Annotated in this window: 16 protein-coding genes; 12 read left to right on the top strand and 4 right to left on the bottom strand. The window is 36.7% G+C overall.

The features are described from left to right. Positions 1–8: 8 nt before the first annotated feature. A complete protein-coding gene (locus tag ACTQ45_RS09340) occupies positions 9–1,112 on the bottom strand; it encodes a M24 family metallopeptidase (protein WP_441753132.1) in 1,104 nt (367 codons plus the stop codon). A gap of 178 nt (positions 1,113–1,290) precedes the next feature. Here ACTQ45_RS09340 and ACTQ45_RS09335 point away from each other — a divergent pair, with 178 nt between their 5' ends. The 6 genes from ACTQ45_RS09335 to ACTQ45_RS09310 all read left to right on the top strand — a co-directional run bounded on the left by ACTQ45_RS09335 (position 1,291) and on the right by ACTQ45_RS09310 (position 6,752). Continuing rightward, positions 1,291–1,902, top strand: coding sequence for a TVP38/TMEM64 family protein (locus ACTQ45_RS09335; RefSeq protein ID WP_441753131.1), 612 nt, complete (start codon positions 1,291–1,293; stop codon positions 1,900–1,902). Positions 1,903–1,925: 23 nt separating this feature from the next. After that, complete coding sequence (gene yidD, locus ACTQ45_RS09330; RefSeq protein ID WP_441753129.1) at positions 1,926–2,204, top strand: membrane protein insertion efficiency factor YidD; 279 nt, start codon at positions 1,926–1,928, stop codon at positions 2,202–2,204. A 176-nt stretch (positions 2,205–2,380) separates the two neighbouring features. Then, the gene (gene cdaA, locus ACTQ45_RS09325; protein ID WP_441763523.1) at positions 2,381–3,232 is read left to right on the top strand and encodes a diadenylate cyclase CdaA; all 852 of its coding nucleotides are present in this window, start codon (positions 2,381–2,383) and stop codon (positions 3,230–3,232) included. A 2-nt stretch (positions 3,233–3,234) separates the two neighbouring features. Beyond that, on the top strand, positions 3,235–4,353 hold the full coding sequence (locus tag ACTQ45_RS09320) for a CdaR family protein (protein WP_441753127.1): 1,119 nt from the start codon (positions 3,235–3,237) through the stop codon (positions 4,351–4,353). A gap of 72 nt (positions 4,354–4,425) precedes the next feature. Next, positions 4,426–5,781, top strand: a complete 1,356-nt coding sequence (gene glmM, locus ACTQ45_RS09315) for a phosphoglucosamine mutase (protein WP_441763522.1) — start codon at positions 4,426–4,428, stop codon at positions 5,779–5,781. Between the two features lie 83 nt (positions 5,782–5,864). Then, positions 5,865–6,752, top strand: coding sequence for a methyltransferase domain-containing protein (locus ACTQ45_RS09310; RefSeq protein ID WP_441753123.1), 888 nt, complete (start codon positions 5,865–5,867; stop codon positions 6,750–6,752). A 63-nt stretch (positions 6,753–6,815) separates the two neighbouring features. On the opposite strand, the gene ACTQ45_RS09305 is transcribed toward ACTQ45_RS09310, so the two are convergent. Next, positions 6,816–7,643 (bottom strand): AraC family transcriptional regulator, encoded by an 828-nt coding sequence (locus ACTQ45_RS09305; RefSeq protein WP_441753121.1) that lies wholly within the window; start codon positions 7,641–7,643, stop codon positions 6,816–6,818. Positions 7,644–8,039: 396 nt separating this feature from the next. On the opposite strand from ACTQ45_RS09305, the gene ACTQ45_RS09300 reads away from it, so the two are divergent. Further along, positions 8,040–9,212 carry an iron-containing alcohol dehydrogenase gene (locus ACTQ45_RS09300; RefSeq protein WP_441763521.1) on the top strand — a complete coding sequence of 391 codons (1,173 nt, stop codon included), beginning with the start codon at positions 8,040–8,042 and terminating at the stop codon, positions 9,210–9,212. A 178-nt stretch (positions 9,213–9,390) separates the two neighbouring features. On the opposite strand, the gene ACTQ45_RS09295 is transcribed toward ACTQ45_RS09300, so the two are convergent. Next, entirely contained in the window at positions 9,391–10,233 is an 843-nt protein-coding gene (locus ACTQ45_RS09295; RefSeq protein ID WP_441763520.1) for an AraC family transcriptional regulator, read from the bottom strand. 91 nt (positions 10,234–10,324) lie between these two features. Then, positions 10,325–11,032: a glucosamine-6-phosphate deaminase gene (locus ACTQ45_RS09290; protein ID WP_441763519.1), complete on the bottom strand. Its 708-nt coding sequence runs from the start codon at positions 11,030–11,032 to the stop codon at positions 10,325–10,327. Between the two features lie 160 nt (positions 11,033–11,192). Between ACTQ45_RS09290 and nagA the strand changes: the two genes are divergently transcribed. The 5 genes from nagA to ACTQ45_RS09265 all read left to right on the top strand — a co-directional run bounded on the left by nagA (position 11,193) and on the right by ACTQ45_RS09265 (position 15,907). Beyond that, positions 11,193–12,344 carry an N-acetylglucosamine-6-phosphate deacetylase gene (gene nagA / locus ACTQ45_RS09285; protein WP_441763518.1) on the top strand — a complete coding sequence of 384 codons (1,152 nt, stop codon included), beginning with the start codon at positions 11,193–11,195 and terminating at the stop codon, positions 12,342–12,344. 139 nt (positions 12,345–12,483) lie between these two features. Beyond that, on the top strand, positions 12,484–13,149 hold the full coding sequence (locus tag ACTQ45_RS09280) for a hypothetical protein (RefSeq protein WP_441763517.1): 666 nt from the start codon (positions 12,484–12,486) through the stop codon (positions 13,147–13,149). Positions 13,150–13,297: 148 nt separating this feature from the next. Then, entirely contained in the window at positions 13,298–14,011 is a 714-nt protein-coding gene (locus ACTQ45_RS09275; RefSeq protein WP_441753112.1) for an HAD family hydrolase, read from the top strand. A gap of 5 nt (positions 14,012–14,016) precedes the next feature. After that, entirely contained in the window at positions 14,017–15,123 is a 1,107-nt protein-coding gene (locus tag ACTQ45_RS09270) for a hypothetical protein (protein ID WP_441763516.1), read from the top strand. 25 nt (positions 15,124–15,148) lie between these two features. Continuing rightward, on the top strand, positions 15,149–15,907 hold the full coding sequence (locus tag ACTQ45_RS09265; RefSeq protein ID WP_441753108.1) for a CPBP family intramembrane glutamic endopeptidase: 759 nt from the start codon (positions 15,149–15,151) through the stop codon (positions 15,905–15,907). Positions 15,908–15,942: the final 35 nt, after the last annotated feature.

Genomic DNA, 15,942 nt, shown 5'->3' with positions numbered 1-15,942 from the left:
TACTAGCCTCATTTCTCTAAATGATTGGGTTGGAATATGAGTGGTTCTTTTGTCACATGGTTCAACACTTCGCAACCATTCTCAGTGACAATGACTAAATCTTCAATCCTTACGCCGATTTTTCCAGGGATATAAATACCTGGTTCAATTGAGAATACATTTCCGACTTTTACTTGGTCATGGTTATGTTGACTGACATCCCCAATTTCATGAACTTCACGACCAATCGAGTGGCCAAGACGGTGTGTAAAGTGAGGGCCATAACCTGCTTCTTCAATAATGTTACGAGCGGTTAAGTCTATTTCTGAAAATTTGACACCAGGTTTAATCATTGCAATAGCTGCTTCATTAGCTAAACGAACGGTATGATAGATTTTAAGCGATTCGTCATCTGGTTGACCGTAAAAGACGGTTCGCGTCATATCTGAGGCATAACCTTGATAAAAACTACCGATGTCTATGACGACACTCTCCCCTAAATCAGGTTGATCTTGATTGGTTTCATGATGAGGATCGGCACCATTAGCACCGTAAGCGATAATCGGTTCAAAAGAAAAACCTTCGCAGCCTAATGCCGAATATAAACCTGCTAGGTGTGCAACCATTTTATCTTCAGGTAGCCCTAAAGGAATTAACTTAAAAAGCTCTTCCATTGCTTGATCATTTTTTAAAGAAGCGACTCTCATTGCAGCTTGTTCATCATCAGTTTTAATTGAGCGTAACTGATCGATTAAATAACTGCCTTTAACGGGTTGGAAGTCAGGTACAATTTGCATTAAATCTAACAAGAAATGACTAGGCCAATTTTTATCAATCCCAGTTTTTCCAAGCTTAAGGCACTGTGCTATCTTTGAAAGAACAGGCTCTCCGTCCGAGTAATAGCTAACTTCAACCACCTCAAGTAATTCTTGAGTCTCAAAAGCTGGAAAGAGTTGGTTTAGATACAAGGTAAGGCGTCCATCTTGTTGAACGTCCAGTAAAAGTAAACGTTCCCCTGGAGACGTGTGGTAAGACACTAAATAGGCGATGCTCGTCGGATCGCTAATGAGTAAATTAGCGACATTTTCTTTATTCATTTCATTAAGTAGGGTTTTTATTCGATTAAGGTACATAATTTCGCTCCTTTGTGTTATTTTAATTATAAACGCTTTTATAACATATACCGTTATTATATGGTTAATACGTAAAAGTTAAAAGTATTGAATACAAATAAGGCTAAAGTCGCTTTTTCTTTTTTTATCTTATCTTATAATTGGAACAAATATGTATTACTTTCAAAAGGAGAATCGTATGTTTTCATTAACTTTAGAGCAAAAGCGACAAATTATTCGCATAACAACCATACTTGGAATAATCATCACGCTTATTGGCGCTTATTTTATTCTCCAATCAACGTATTTTAGACCAGGAGGCGGCTTTGGTGATTTGTTGATTAAGCTAGGCTTCTTTGGTCCAATCATTTTTATACTCGTTCAAATTTCGCAAATTATTTATCCGATTATTCCCTTTGGCTTAACAAATGTGATAGGTGATTTAATTTTCGGACATTGGTGGGGGTTTGTATTCAATTGTATTGGCATGTTGATTGGTTCGAGTATTAATTTCTACTTAGGCCGTCGATTCGGAGAAGGTTTCTTGTTAGCCTTTATTGATGACAAAACCTATCTACGCTACAAAGAAAGAATGGACCGCGGGAACGGCTTTAAGAAGCTGTTAATTGTAGGTTTTATCTTACCAATTTTTCCAGATGATATTTTCTGTATTATTTCTGGAATGTCTAAGATGTCATTTAAAGAATTTTTCAAACTGGTTCTATTTTACCGGCCGATTTCTTTATTTGTTTTCACTTTTATGTCTTCTAATATTATTAAATTTTTTGCTGACTTATTTTTTGGTTGGTAGTTCATATAGAAAGTATGATGTAAATGAAAAGAATAATTATCAGTATAGTTCGCTTTTATCAGAAGTTTATTTCACCAGCGTTTCCACCAAGTTGTCGTTATTATCCGACTTGTTCGAGTTATACCATTCAAGCAGTCGAGCGCCATGGTGCTTTAAAAGGGAGCCTAATGGGCTTTGTTCGAATTTTGAGATGTAATCCATTTTTTAAAGGGGGACGTGATCCCGTTCCTGATCATTTCACATTCAAACGTCAATATCCTTCAAAAAACGAAACGTGTGACCATACACACCATACGCATTAAAACCAAACACTTTAAATGGCTGACTCAAAGTCTATTAAAGTGTTTTTTTATTTTATTGTAATGTTTGAAGGCTTTATCGGATGATTTGATACTGTTATAATAAAAGATGTTAGAAGAGAGACTCATCAAGAATATGTTATAATAAAACAGAGAAATGAAAATAAGGTGGTGATACTGTGATAGATTGGATAATTAACTTTTTTACGAATCGTCCATTATCTAGTATTCTAGATGTCCTATTGGTTTGGTACTTGATTTACCGTCTAATTATCTATGCACGCGGTACAAGGGCAATGAATTTGCTAAAAGGTGTAGCAATCATAATTGCGGCTAAATTCATCAGTTCGACGCTCGGTTTGCAAACCATTGATTGGTTGCTTGGTCAGATTATTTCTTGGGGAGTCGTTGCCTCAATTATTTTATTCCAGCCTGAGTTACGAAAAGCGCTTGAGAATTTAGGACGGAATCTCTTTAGAAACCGTCGAAATCAAAAGAATCCTAGTCAAAAATTAATTGATGATTTAGAAAATGCACTTTTATACATGTCAAAACGAAAAATTGGTGCGCTAATTTCAATTGAAGCTAACGATAAGCTAGAAGAGTATATTGAAACCGGAACGGTGATGCACTCTGAAATTAGTAATCAATTGCTGATTAATATATTTGTTCCTAACACTCCTTTGTATGACGGAGCGGTTATTATTTCAAACTATCGTATTGCTGCAGCATCTTGTTATCTTCCGCTTTCGGAAAGTAATCTGATTCCAAAAGAATTAGGGACACGTCACCGTGCAGCGATTGGTTTGGGTGAAGTGACCGATGCTTTGACGTTAATAGTATCCGAAGAAACGGGAAGTATCAGTATGGTAAAACATGATCATCTGCACCGTGATTTGGATCAGAAGAACTTACGCTTTTTATTAGACCAAAATCTAATGGTTAGTGACGAAGATGATAGCGAACAAGATATTTTCGATGATATTCGTAATTTTTTTACCGCCAAATTTACTCAGAAAGGTGGTAAGTAATAATGAAACAATCAGTATTCGATAATATATGGTTTGTCAGAATTATTTCTTTTGTCTTTGCATTGTTCTTATACGCTTTCGTATCTTCTGAAAACAGTGATCAATTTCAAGCAATTAGCAATCAACAATTTGCTAGCATTGAAACAAGTGAAACCATTTCGAATGTGCCAGTCTATTTAGGAGATCACGATGAAGATGTCTTTGTCAGTGAATTGCCTGAGAGTGTGACGGTCAAATTGACAGGGCCGCGTAATATTATCGCTCAAGTCACGATTGAAGATTTCATCGTTCAAACTGAAGATCTGCGAGGGATATCAACCGGTCGTCAAACGATTCGTTTAATAGCGACAGGCCTACCAGAAGAAGTTGAGTATCAAATCACACCAGTTCGCCATGTGGTACAAATATCACGTCGAGAGACGATCACGGTTCCAGTTGATTATATTATCGCCGATAATTTGGTCGCTGAAGGTTATAAAATTGGAGAAGTTAACTTATCATTAGCAGAAGTTACGTTAACAGGTAAGGCTGAAACGATTGCGGAAATTGAACAAGTGGTGATTAAAATAAGCAGTGATAGCCCTCAAACAGAGAATTTTATACAGAAATATCGTCTTCAAATTTTAAACAGTGAAGGTCAATTACTAGATATCAATGCAAGTGCGACTGAAATTGATGCGGATGTAGAAGTACGCCCGATTGTCAAAGAAGTCAGCTTATCGATTATTCCAGTTGGTGAAAATCCTGAGAAGTATACGTATGCTTATAAATTTTCAGGGCCGGCAACAGTCAACTTACAAGCTAATCAATCGGTGCTCGATCAGATTAACGGTATTAATGTTTCGGTAGATGTGTCAGCATTGACAGAAACTGGGACCGTTACGGGTTACTTAGAGCTACCTGAAACGATTATCAGTAGTAGTATTGACCAAAGTGAAGTACTTGTGACCTTAACCCCACTAACGATAGAAGAATCTGTAGAGTCTGAAGAGACAGTTGAATCGACAAGTGAAGTTATCTCGGAAGAAAGCCCTGTCGAGTCTTCAACTCCGAACGAAACGACTTCGGAATCAACTGAAAGTAGTGCTTCACAATCTGAAACATCCGAATCATCCGAATAAAGCCGAGACAAGTCATTTACTTTATTCAATTAAAATGAAATTAATTTCGAGAAAGTTAGGAGAATTTATACAATGGGAAAATATTTTGGTACAGATGGTGTTAGAGGTGTTGCCAATGAGGAATTAACACCCGAATTAGCTTTTAAATTAGGACGCTTTGGGGGTTACATTCTGATGCAACATGCTCCAGAAATCGAACATCCACGTGTGTTAGTGGCTCGTGATACAAGAATATCTGGACAATTACTAGAAGCAGCTTTAATTTCTGGCTTACTATCCGTTGGGATTGAAGTAATGCAATTAGGCGTTGTGCCAACACCGGCTGTTTCTTATTTAACTCGTACGCAAAATGCGGTAGCGGGAGTGATGATTAGTGCATCACATAACCCAGCTCAAGATAATGGAATTAAATTCTTCGGAGCAGACGGCTTTAAATTATCTGATGACCAAGAATATGAAATCGAAGCCTTATTAGACTCACAAGCAGATGACTTACCACGCCCAAGTACAGAAGGTTTAGGAACAGTTGATGAATTCCCGGAAGGTACTATTAAATACGTTCAATTCTTACAAACGACAATCCCTAGTGATTTAGAAGGCATTTCAGTTTGTGTCGACGCAGCTAATGGTGCAACAGCACCATTAATTAACCAATTATTCGCTGATTTAGAAACTGATTTCTATACAATGGGTGACCGACCAAATGGTCTTAACATTAATGATGGTGTAGGATCAACACATCCAGAAGCCTTACAAGAATTCGTTAAAGAAAAAGGCGCACAAGTTGGTTTAGCCTTTGACGGAGACGGCGATCGATTAATTGCTGTTGATGAGAATGGCGAATTAGTTGATGGAGATAAAATTATGTTTATCTGTGGTAAACACTTGAAGAGCAAAGGTCGCTTAGCGGATAACACAATTGTATCAACTGTTATGAGTAACATTGGCTTCCATAAAGCAATCGAAGAAAATGGTATGGTGGCACTGAAAGCTCAAGTAGGTGACCGTTATGTTGTTGAAGAGATGCGTAAAGGTAAGTATACATTAGGTGGCGAGCAATCAGGTCATATTGTGTTTTTAAACCTAAATACGACCGGTGATGGCTTACTTTCAGCAGTTCAATTACTTTCTGTTATGAAAGAAACAGGCAAATCATTATCAGAACTTGCTGCGGAAGTGACTATTTTCCCTCAAAAACTGGTTAACATTCGCGTACGTGACAAACATACAGTGATGGACGAGCCAGAAGTAAAAGCAATCATTGAAGCGGTAGAAAGCGAAATGAATGGCGATGGGCGTATCTTAGTTCGACCAAGTGGAACTGAACCATTATTGCGTGTAATGGCAGAAGCGTCCACACATGAAAAAGTGAATACTTATGTCGACCAAATTGCAGATGTCATTCGTGAAGTTCGTGGAATTGAATAATAATTAACTTTAATGACTAAGTGATGCAGGTGTGTAAATACGCACTGGCATCACTTTTTTATAAGATTCAAAAGGAGAAACTTATGCAAGTAGATTTAACCTCGATGAGCAAAAGTGACCGAACACTTCATTGGTTTGAACAAGTTAATCACGTTCAATTTCAATGTATTCATTGCCAAGAAGCGTTGACATTAAATGAGAAGAGTTTGACTTGCCCAAATGGGCATCAATTTGACATGAGTAAACAGGGTTATTACTTTTTAGCTCATAAATCTATGTCTAATCGCTACGATCAAGCCCTCTTTTCTTCAAGACGTTTAATCATAACGCATAGCAACTTGTATCATCAATTACATCGACGCTTAATTGAATTGGTAAGCGATGATGCGTCAAGACCACTAGCTATACTGGATGCCGGAAGCGGAGAAGGCAGTCATTTACAACAATTAAAACAGCATTTACCAGTCGATTCTCAACTAATAGGCATCGACTTAGCCAAAGCAGGCATTCAATTGGCGAGTGATTATAACGGTCATATGCTCTCTTTAGTAGCAGATTTGACGCAATTACCATTTGCCAATCAACAGTTTGATGTGATTTTATCTATTCTTTCACCAGCAAACTATGAAGAATTCAATCGTGTCCTAAAACCCAACGGCCACTTGATCAAAATAGTGCCAAATGCAGGCTACTTGAAAGAAATTAGAAATAAGCTAGCTGAGTTCGGGCATTTAGAAGATGAATCTTATGATAATACTCTTATTGTCGAAACTTTCATGAAGCATTATGCCGATGCAAAAGTAGAACGGATTCAAGATACCGTTGATTTGACTAGCGAGCAAATGCAAGCACTAATTGAAATGACGCCTTTAACCTGGCGCTTAAGCGAAGAACAAAGAAAAGACTTACTAGATAGTCTAGGCCTTAAGATTACTTTAGATGTAACTGTGCTAATTCATCGAAAAAAATAAACCTTGTTAGAAGTAGAAAATTCTAGAATACTAGAATGATTGCTTCTATCAAGGTCTTTTTTATTATAGGATTTCAGTTGATTCGTTTTTATTTGCATAACGTTTACGATAGATAGAAGGAGTACAGTGATTGCTTTCTTTGAAAGTTTTTGAGAAATGTGAAGGGGAGTGGAAGCCCACCATGTCTGAAATTTTTGAAATCGTCACGTTTGAATGTGCAAGTAATTTTTCAGCTTCGGCAAGTCTAACATGAATAAGATAATCAATAGGTGATAAACCTGTCTGTTGTTTGAACAGTCTGATTAAATAGTACTTATTAATATTTACTAGCTCAGACAAATCATCAAGTGATAACTTTTGAGAATAGTTATCTCGAATATACTGTTGAATCGTTTCGATTTCACTGTGTTTAACTTGAACACTTGAGTCTTTAATCGATAATTCGTTATTCCTTAAGATATGTACCATCACACATTCAAGTAATTTCTTGAGAATAATCTCAGAACCACGGAAACGTTGGTCTTTTTCAATCAAAGCTAAATCTAAATATTGTTTGAGTGTTTGGCTTGTATCAGAGATAATAAACAGTTGGTTAGCTGAGTTGATTTCTAAAGAAGAAGTAAATAGAATGCCAGTCAATCTAATTTGAATCCACTCAATTTTACGAATAGGTTCGATTTCAATTGTCTGGTGCGGATTAAGAATGACCAAATCTCTTTTCTTAATTTCACCTTGGTGGCCATCGTGTTTATAGTTTAGAGCGCCTTTATGGATATACAATAGAATTAGTTGGTCATCTGATTGGATTGTCTGAGTTTCAGTAACGGCAGTTTTTTCTGATTCTATCGATTTCAATTTGATAGAGGCAGAGTTCACGTTTGAAATATACATTAATTTCCCTCCATTTCTTTAAAAAAATACTAGTTTTTATAATTATATGATACAACAATATAAGTTGAAAAGAAAGAAACAACCATAAAAATAACAAATAAACAGGGGGTAAAATCATTAAATTTTGATTAAATTTATATTTGAATCAAATATTATATTGCCAATTAACTCGATTAACACAATCCTTCAGAACCATTAGAAAATTCACAAGCTGTAATGAATAAAAGCAACTCTGAAAATGTAAGCGATTTAAGTTGAGTTAAATAAAACAAAGATAAAAACTTAAAATAAATTAAAATTTAAGAACAAAAAATTAAAAAAGAAAGGATTTAAAGGAGAGAAAACAGTCGCAAAAACGCTATCATTGTATATAATAGAAAAAGAAAGGGTGATAATATGAATAATTTTGTTTACGATATACCGACAAAAGTGTTTTTTGGTGAAGGACAAATAAAGCAATTACCGATGCTAGTAGACCAATTTGGCAAGAAAGTACTCTTAGTTTATGGAGGAGGCAGTATTAAACGCAGTGGTCTGTATGATGAGATTCTTGAATTACTTCCGGAATGTGAAATATTTGAATTATCTGGCATCGAGCCTAATCCTCGGATTGAATCCATTCGTGAAGGTGGCGAGTTATGTAAGTTGCAGGAGATTGACCTTGTACTAGCTGTAGGAGGAGGGTCTGTTCTTGATGCTGCTAAATCAATTGCGGCAGCCGCTAAATATGAAGGCGATCCATGGGAGTTTGTATTAGATCGTCGCTTAATCACAGACGCCTTACCCTTAATTACCGTACTTACTTTATCAGCAACCGGCTCTGAGATGAATTTCCACGCAGTCATTACGAATTTCGAAACGAAAGAAAAGCTTGGAACAGGTAATTATCATACCTATCCCTACGCTTCTATTTTAGACCCAACTTATACGTACTCGGTTCCGAGAAATCAAACAGCAGCAGGTACGGCTGATATTATGTCTCACACTTTTGAAAATTATTTCAGTTCAACTCAAGATGCTTACTTACAAGATCGTTTAGCAGAGGATATTCTGAAGTTATGTATTCATTATTTACCAATTGCCCTTGAGGAGCCAGAAAATTACGAAGCACGAGCCAATTTAATGTGGGCAGCGACGACTGCGCTTAATGGGATGATTTCAGTTGGTAAGGGTGGTGCATGGTCATGTCATCCGATGGAACATATTCTGTCAGCTTATTATGATATCACTCACGCAGTTGGTTTAGCGATTTTAACCCCACGTTGGATGGGATATGTATTGAATGATGACACCGTTGATCGTTTTGCAACCTATGCACACAATGTATGGCAAATTCCATTTATAGAAGACAAATTTGCAATGGCACGCGAAGCCATCGACAAAACGTATCAATTCTTTGCAGATAGTGGGTTACCTATGACTCTTCCAGAAGTTGGAATTGATGAAACGCACTTAGAAGAGATGTCTGAAAAAGTTGCACCACTTTTGACACAGTCTTATGTTCCCTTAAACGCTGGAGATGTTCTCGCTATTTATCAGGCTTGTCTAACACCAGGATTTACACTGTAAAAGAAACGTTTACCATTTAATCTTAAAGTTATAACTAGCCCTTAAAATTTAACCGTAAAAAAACGATTATGCTAGATTCAAGTACACATTCATTGGCCTTGAATAAAAGTATAATCGTTTTTGCGTTGTCTTAAATTATTATAATAACTTATCTGACTGAGAGGAATGTAGGATTGTTTTACTGTGCCCCATTAGTGTGTTTAGCAATAGATTGTCGGTACTGGGAGGGTGTAAGACCAGTGGCTATCTTAAACACCTGACTAAAATAAGCAGCGTTTTTAAAACCGCATTCTTCTGAAATTTGCTGAATCGATATACGTGAATGTTTTAAAAGCTGTTTAGCATGTTTGACACGTACTTGTGTCAAGTATTGAGTAGGAGTCAAACCAATTTGCTGTTTAAATCTCCGTGACAAATAATAAGAAGAAAGTTGACTTTTCTCTGATAATAAAAATAGGGGGATATCGTCGGGAAAATAATGGTCAATATAATTTTTACATAGTTGAATCGCCGGTTGTAATGACTCTACTTTAGTTAGTTCCACAGACTTTGATAAAGATGCCAAATGCCATGTCAAAACATTGACAAATGATTGAAGTATCAAGTCTTTATTGACGTGCGAGTGTTTAAGTTCAGTAATCACTTGACGAATGGTTGCTAGTAATAGACCTTGTTGATCATAGAAAAAAGTCGTACCATTTAGAAGTTTGTCGTTTGGAAATCTTAATGGATAGTTTTGAATTTCAATGGATAGATATTCGCAATCTCCGAACGCTATCTTTTTGAGATTATGTTCAAGGTAGGGCGGAATGATGACCATTTGTTGGGCAAGTAACTGCTGACCTCCGTATTCTGTTGTTAGCGTGAGGTGTCCATTTAATAAATAAAGAAATTCGAACTGTAGATGATAGTGTAGATGTGTTTTAAAAGGCTGGTCAGAATTAGCGTATGTAAAACGAGTAGGTATTTGTGAGAGTTGGATTGGTTCATCAAGATTAGAAGGACGATAGTTAATAGGCAAGTCAACAACACCTCAATCATTAGGATTTTAATGTATAAAAAAAGCTTTGACAAAGTAAGTCGCAATGTCAAAGCCTTTAGATGCTATATAATTATTTGTTTAATAAACTTGCAGCTGCTTTATCAACGATGACGATGACATTGTCATGATTTTGTAAAGCACTTGCTGGTAAATCATTTGTCACTGGTCCTTCAACCATTCCTTTGACAGCTTCTGCTTTACCTTCACCAAAAGCTAATAAAAGAATTGTTTTAGACTCTAAGATAGAAGCAATTCCCATGCTATATGCCTTTGAAGGGACATCGTTTGCTGATTCGAAGAAACGTTTATTCGCTTCAATCGTTTCTGGTGCTAAGTCAACTAATTGAGTGCGTTCGTTAAAATCAGTCCCAGGTTCGTTGAAACCAATATGCCCGTTTCCACCAATTCCTAATAATTGTAAATCTATTGGATTGTCAGCAATAATTTGGTTATAACGCTCAACTTCATTGGCTGAATCAGTATTTTTTCCGTCTGGTAAATAATTAGCTCTGAAAGGTTTTTTGTTGAATAAATGTTCATTCATGAAATAGTTGTAGCTTTGCGGATGATCGCCAGCTAAACCATAATACTCGTCTAAGTTTATAGAGGCTGATTGTGTGAAATCAATATCTGATTGAACCATTATGTCATAAAGAGTTTCGGGAGTAGAGCCTGTTGCTAATCCGAATACCTTTGAACCATTGTTTAATGCTTCTTTAAAAACGTCGTATGCTTTTTGTGATGCTTCTTTTACAGTGTCAAATACTAATACTTGCATTGAATAACCTCCGTTAAAATAGTTTATAGTTTATTTTATCACAAGCATAACGTTATTCCAATAAAGCGTTCAATTAAATACTAAGATTTTTCATTACAATTGTATTATAATTAAGTTAAACGCTGTGTCTAAAACCAAAAAGAGATTGAGGGGAATTAGAATGGTAAAACATATTTTAGCTAAAGAAATCATATTGCCAAATGAAGTCGTGAAAAATGCCTATTTGACAATCGATCAAGGGAAATTTGTAGGAGTTTCGACGGATAAACCATCAAAAGGAGAAGTTATTGATTACAGTGAAGCAATCGTTGCACCTGGCTTGGTCGACACGCATATCCATGGGTACAAAGGGTTTGATGTCATGGATAATGATCTAGAAGGATTGAAGATCATGTCAGAGGGATTATTATCTTGTGGCGTAACTTCATGGTTACCGACGACTTTAACCGCTTCTACTGAGGCGTTAGACGCTGTGTGTCAAACAATAGGAACTCATTATCAGGAAATGACTGGGGCAAAGATACGAGGTGTTTTTTTAGAAGGTCCCTTCTTTACTGAAAAATATAAAGGTGCCCAAAATCCTAAATATATGGGTGACCCTTCAATTGAAAAATTAAATAAATGGAATCAACTTTCTGATAATTTAGTAAATAAAATTGCGATCGCACCAGAAAGAAAAGGGGTATCATCTTTCATTCGCTTCGCTAGCGAAAATGGAATCAAAACGGCATTAGCGCATAGTGATGCGAGTTTTGAAGAAGCAGAAGCTGCAGTAGAAGCCGGAGCTAATATTTTTATCCATACTTATAATGGAATGAGTGGCTTACACCATAGAAATCCGGGAATGGTTGGGGCGGCATTAGCTTTGGATAATGTCTATGCGGAAGTCATCTGTGATGGATACCATGTACATCCAGCCGCTGCAAAAGTTGTTAAAAAAGCTAGAGGTGCAGAAGAAATGGTCTTAGTTACTGACTGTATGCGTGCTGGTGGGCAAGGAGAAGGCCACTCAACTTTAGGCGAATTTGATGTCGTTGTAAAAGATGGTCAAGCCCGTCTAGCGGATTCCGGCAACTTAGCAGGTTCTATTCTAGAGTTAAAAGACTCGGTAAAAAATGTTGTCAAATGGGGAATAGCAACTCCGGAAGAAGCCATTAGGATGGCTAGCTTGGCGCCTGCGAAATCTGTTGAGATTGATCATCTTTGCGGACAAATTGCTCCAGGTTTAGAAGCAGATTTTATCGTATTAAATGACGAGTTAGAATTGTTAGCGACTTATTTAGATGGAGAAAAGAGATATCAAGCGAATTAAGTGAATACTGAGCAAATTAAGTAAATGACAGAATGTAGTTGAATGATTATGCTTGTGCTACAAATTGATTACAAACGCTATTGTGGGGCGATGTTATGATAGACTAAGTCATAATAGGAGATATCAAGGAGGGGAATTTGTGCATAAAATTAAGCGTTTTTTATTAAGCTGTATGGCTGTTGGGCTAATTTTTAGTCAGTTCAATTTACCCATTGGCCATGCGATGAGGGCAATCAATGCTCAAACAGAAGCTAACCCAAGTCAAATGAATACTCCAGAAAACTCTGAATCTTACGAAGCGTCAGATTCTAGTAGTGATACCCCACCAGAACCACCAAAAGATTTCGATCCACCAGTTGATTCGAGTGCTGTTACACCTTCAGACTCACCAGAAGAAACTTCAGCAGATGAAACGAATTCAAGTGAATCATTAATCGAAAGTAGTGAATCAAGTTCAGATGAAACTTCAAACGAGAGTGAATCAAGCGAAAGTAATAGTGAAAGCACCAGCCAGACAAGTAGTCAGGAAGAATCGAAGGATTCTACACCAGATGAAACACCCGTTCAGAATATTTTGCCAGGTAGTTTAATGATTAAACCAATGAACATGTTAGAACCAGTCAATGTTCCTACAACAGTTCGTCGAATTATCAATTATTATGGCAATGTGACTAAGAAATTATTTAGAGTCATGGTTCCTTTGGGGCAGTTACTCATTTTTCCTTATGAAGGGCAAGTAGTATCAGATTTTAATCTGACATTAGTAGACTATTTTGAAGATATATTAAAAACTATTACAAATTAATGCCTATCAAGGCAATAGAAAACAATCGGCTAAGGCACTGACTATTCATTGCTGTGATCGATTGTTTTTTTTAATCAGCCAAGAAGCTGAATATGTTACAATGGTACTAGTCAAAATTTACTAAATAGGATCTAGGAGCTATAAGAACATGATAAAAGCGATTATATTCGATAAAGATGGCACGATTATAGATTTAGGCAATACTTGGGATGAACCTACCATTCATGCGATGGACGTTATGATGCAGTTAACGAATTTATCCCCAGAAGAACGAACGGCATTTAAAAGAAAAATGGGTGTTGAGGCAACAGAGATTGTACCAAATTCGATGGTTGCAGCAGGAAGTATTCATGAACAATCTGTTTTCCTATCAGAAGTTGTTCCTTTACCTATATCAGAAATTGAATTGAAATTAGAGCAATTATATTATGATTATATTTCTGCTTCTGAAGTATCACTTAATGTTGTGAACCATGTTGAAACCACTCTAAGTGAATTAAAAGAAACATATTTTCTAGGTCTGGTTACAAATGATAACCGCCGAATTACAGAAGCCACCTTAACTAAAACGGGACTAAACAAGTATTTCGATTATGTTGCGAGTGCGAATGACTTTAAACCCAAACCAGATCCTTCTGCGTTATATGATTTGAAAGAAAAGCATGGAATCGACTTGGATGAGATGGTTTATGTAGGTGACTCGAGTGTTGATATGGAATACGGTAAGCTAACGAGAGCAGCTATCGGTTTAGCGTTAGAACCTAGTCATCTTGAGCATTTAACAGCAGCCGATTATGTAATCGAGTCATTTAAAGAAATCCCAGCGTTAATTGAAAAAATAAACACCGAAATGGAAGGATGAACGATATGATTAACTATTTCAAACGATTATCAATTGCTTTACTGATTAGTATGAGTGTGCAGCCTGCAACTTTAATTCAAGCTCAAGATGATGAGCGAGTAAACATTTCACCTATCGAACAAATCGAAGAGGCTATTCCAACTGAAGAATCCGAAGAACCAGAAGCTTCACAAGAAGAGGAAAGTTTACCTGAAAATGAGACACCCGTGACTGAGGATACCGAGCTTTTCTCTGAAGTAACCTCTGAAGAATCAGCTGTGGATTTAACAAACGAGATTGATCCTGCCACACCAAGTTCTTTAGTTGAAGCGATTCTGGCCCAGCAAGGGCATACTACCTCTGATGTGACATTTTTTGAAAATGTGTCAGAAGATGTTTTCAATGAATCATCCAGAGCTTATATACGAGATGAGGATATTTATTATTTGATTTTACTAGACGGTTTAACTTTACCAGAAATGTTCATGCTGTCAGTTGAAGAGGGGCAAGTCGCTCGTTCATTTACGTCTATTGACGATTTAATGAGTTTAGCTGCGGAAGCTTTAAATACGAATCCTGATGCTCATGTTGGAACAATTATCGAAGATTTCTATCAAATAAGTCAAGAGAATATGGATGAATTTATGGGGAAATTTGTTGAGGAAACAAACTCACAAACGCATTACCAGGACGTGCTTGATGAAACAATCGCTTTGGATAATTTCTTACTGACTGTAATGTCTGAATGGCTTCAAAATGAAGCCGTTATAGGAACAGGTGTAGCTGTTGATGACGGGCAAGTATTCGGCTTAGACGCAACAACTGAACCAGTGTTTAGAGAAATCATTACTAAACATGCTCCAGACTATCCTGAATTGGAGTCCCTATTATCTCAATTTCCTACTGGTTTCCAAGGGAACATTGCCCTTAACTTTGAATTAGGAGAATTAGGTTTAGGTCTGGTTGGAGAAGGCGGAGGTATTCAATACTTCATTCGATTAGAAGAATTTGAGGTGCCTCTGCCTACAGAAGATCAATTGTTCACTGCAGACGAATTTATTGAAAGAGTAGGATTTGATGTGATTTCTGAGTACAGAACGATTCGTACTGAAGCTCAAGAGACAGCGGAGTAGTTTAAAGATAAGTGAGGCATAGACTATGTTTGGTAACGAAGGTGTTCCTTTAACAGCGACTTGGAAAGATCGTGTCAAAGGGAGTTGGTGGAAAGCTCCATTGATTATTCTAGGGTATTTTTATGTTCGTCTGTTACTTGAATTAGAAGTTGTTCATCGCGGATTAGACGCGATGGACTCTTCTGTTTCAATGGACTCGTTGACGACTGTTGGTGACTTGATGAGCATCATGGCTGAAGCAGAACTGTTCTATCATTTACAAGCAATAGTAACAGTGATTGCTGTTCTCTTAATTGTCAAACTATTTAAAATGAAATTATTTTCTTTTCACTCGTTAACTTGGCGAGGCTTGTTAGTTACATTTTTATTGTTCATTCTATTTATGATTATTCAAATGCTCTTTGGCTTAGGAATTGACCGTTTAGTTCCTGATTATACTCAAGCAGATAACCAAGAAGCTGTCATAAAAATGGTTGAAAAAATGCATCCTTTGGCGATGTTTTTTAATATCGTGATTTTAACTCCGATTATTGAAGAGATTGTTTGTCGTGGTTTAGTAATGAAATATACGTTTTCTTTGTTGCCTGTGATAGGTGCTTTAGTTTCAATGGTTTTCTTTACATTGCTACATGGGCCTTCGAACTGGATAGATTTCGTAGTATATTTCATCCTATCAGCAGGGATTACTCTAGTTTACTGGAAGTCTCGTCGCTTGGAATATGCTATAGTGTTCCATGTGTTTCAAAATTTCCTTGGCTTTTTATCTATTTACTTGGTACAATAGATGTTAATGGCATAGGGATTAGAATGAATATATAT

The organism is Fundicoccus sp. Sow4_D5, from assembly GCF_052116365.1.
Taxonomy (GTDB): Bacteria; Bacillota; Bacilli; order Lactobacillales; family Aerococcaceae; genus Fundicoccus.
This window is presented reverse-complemented; position numbering and strand designations above follow the sequence as displayed.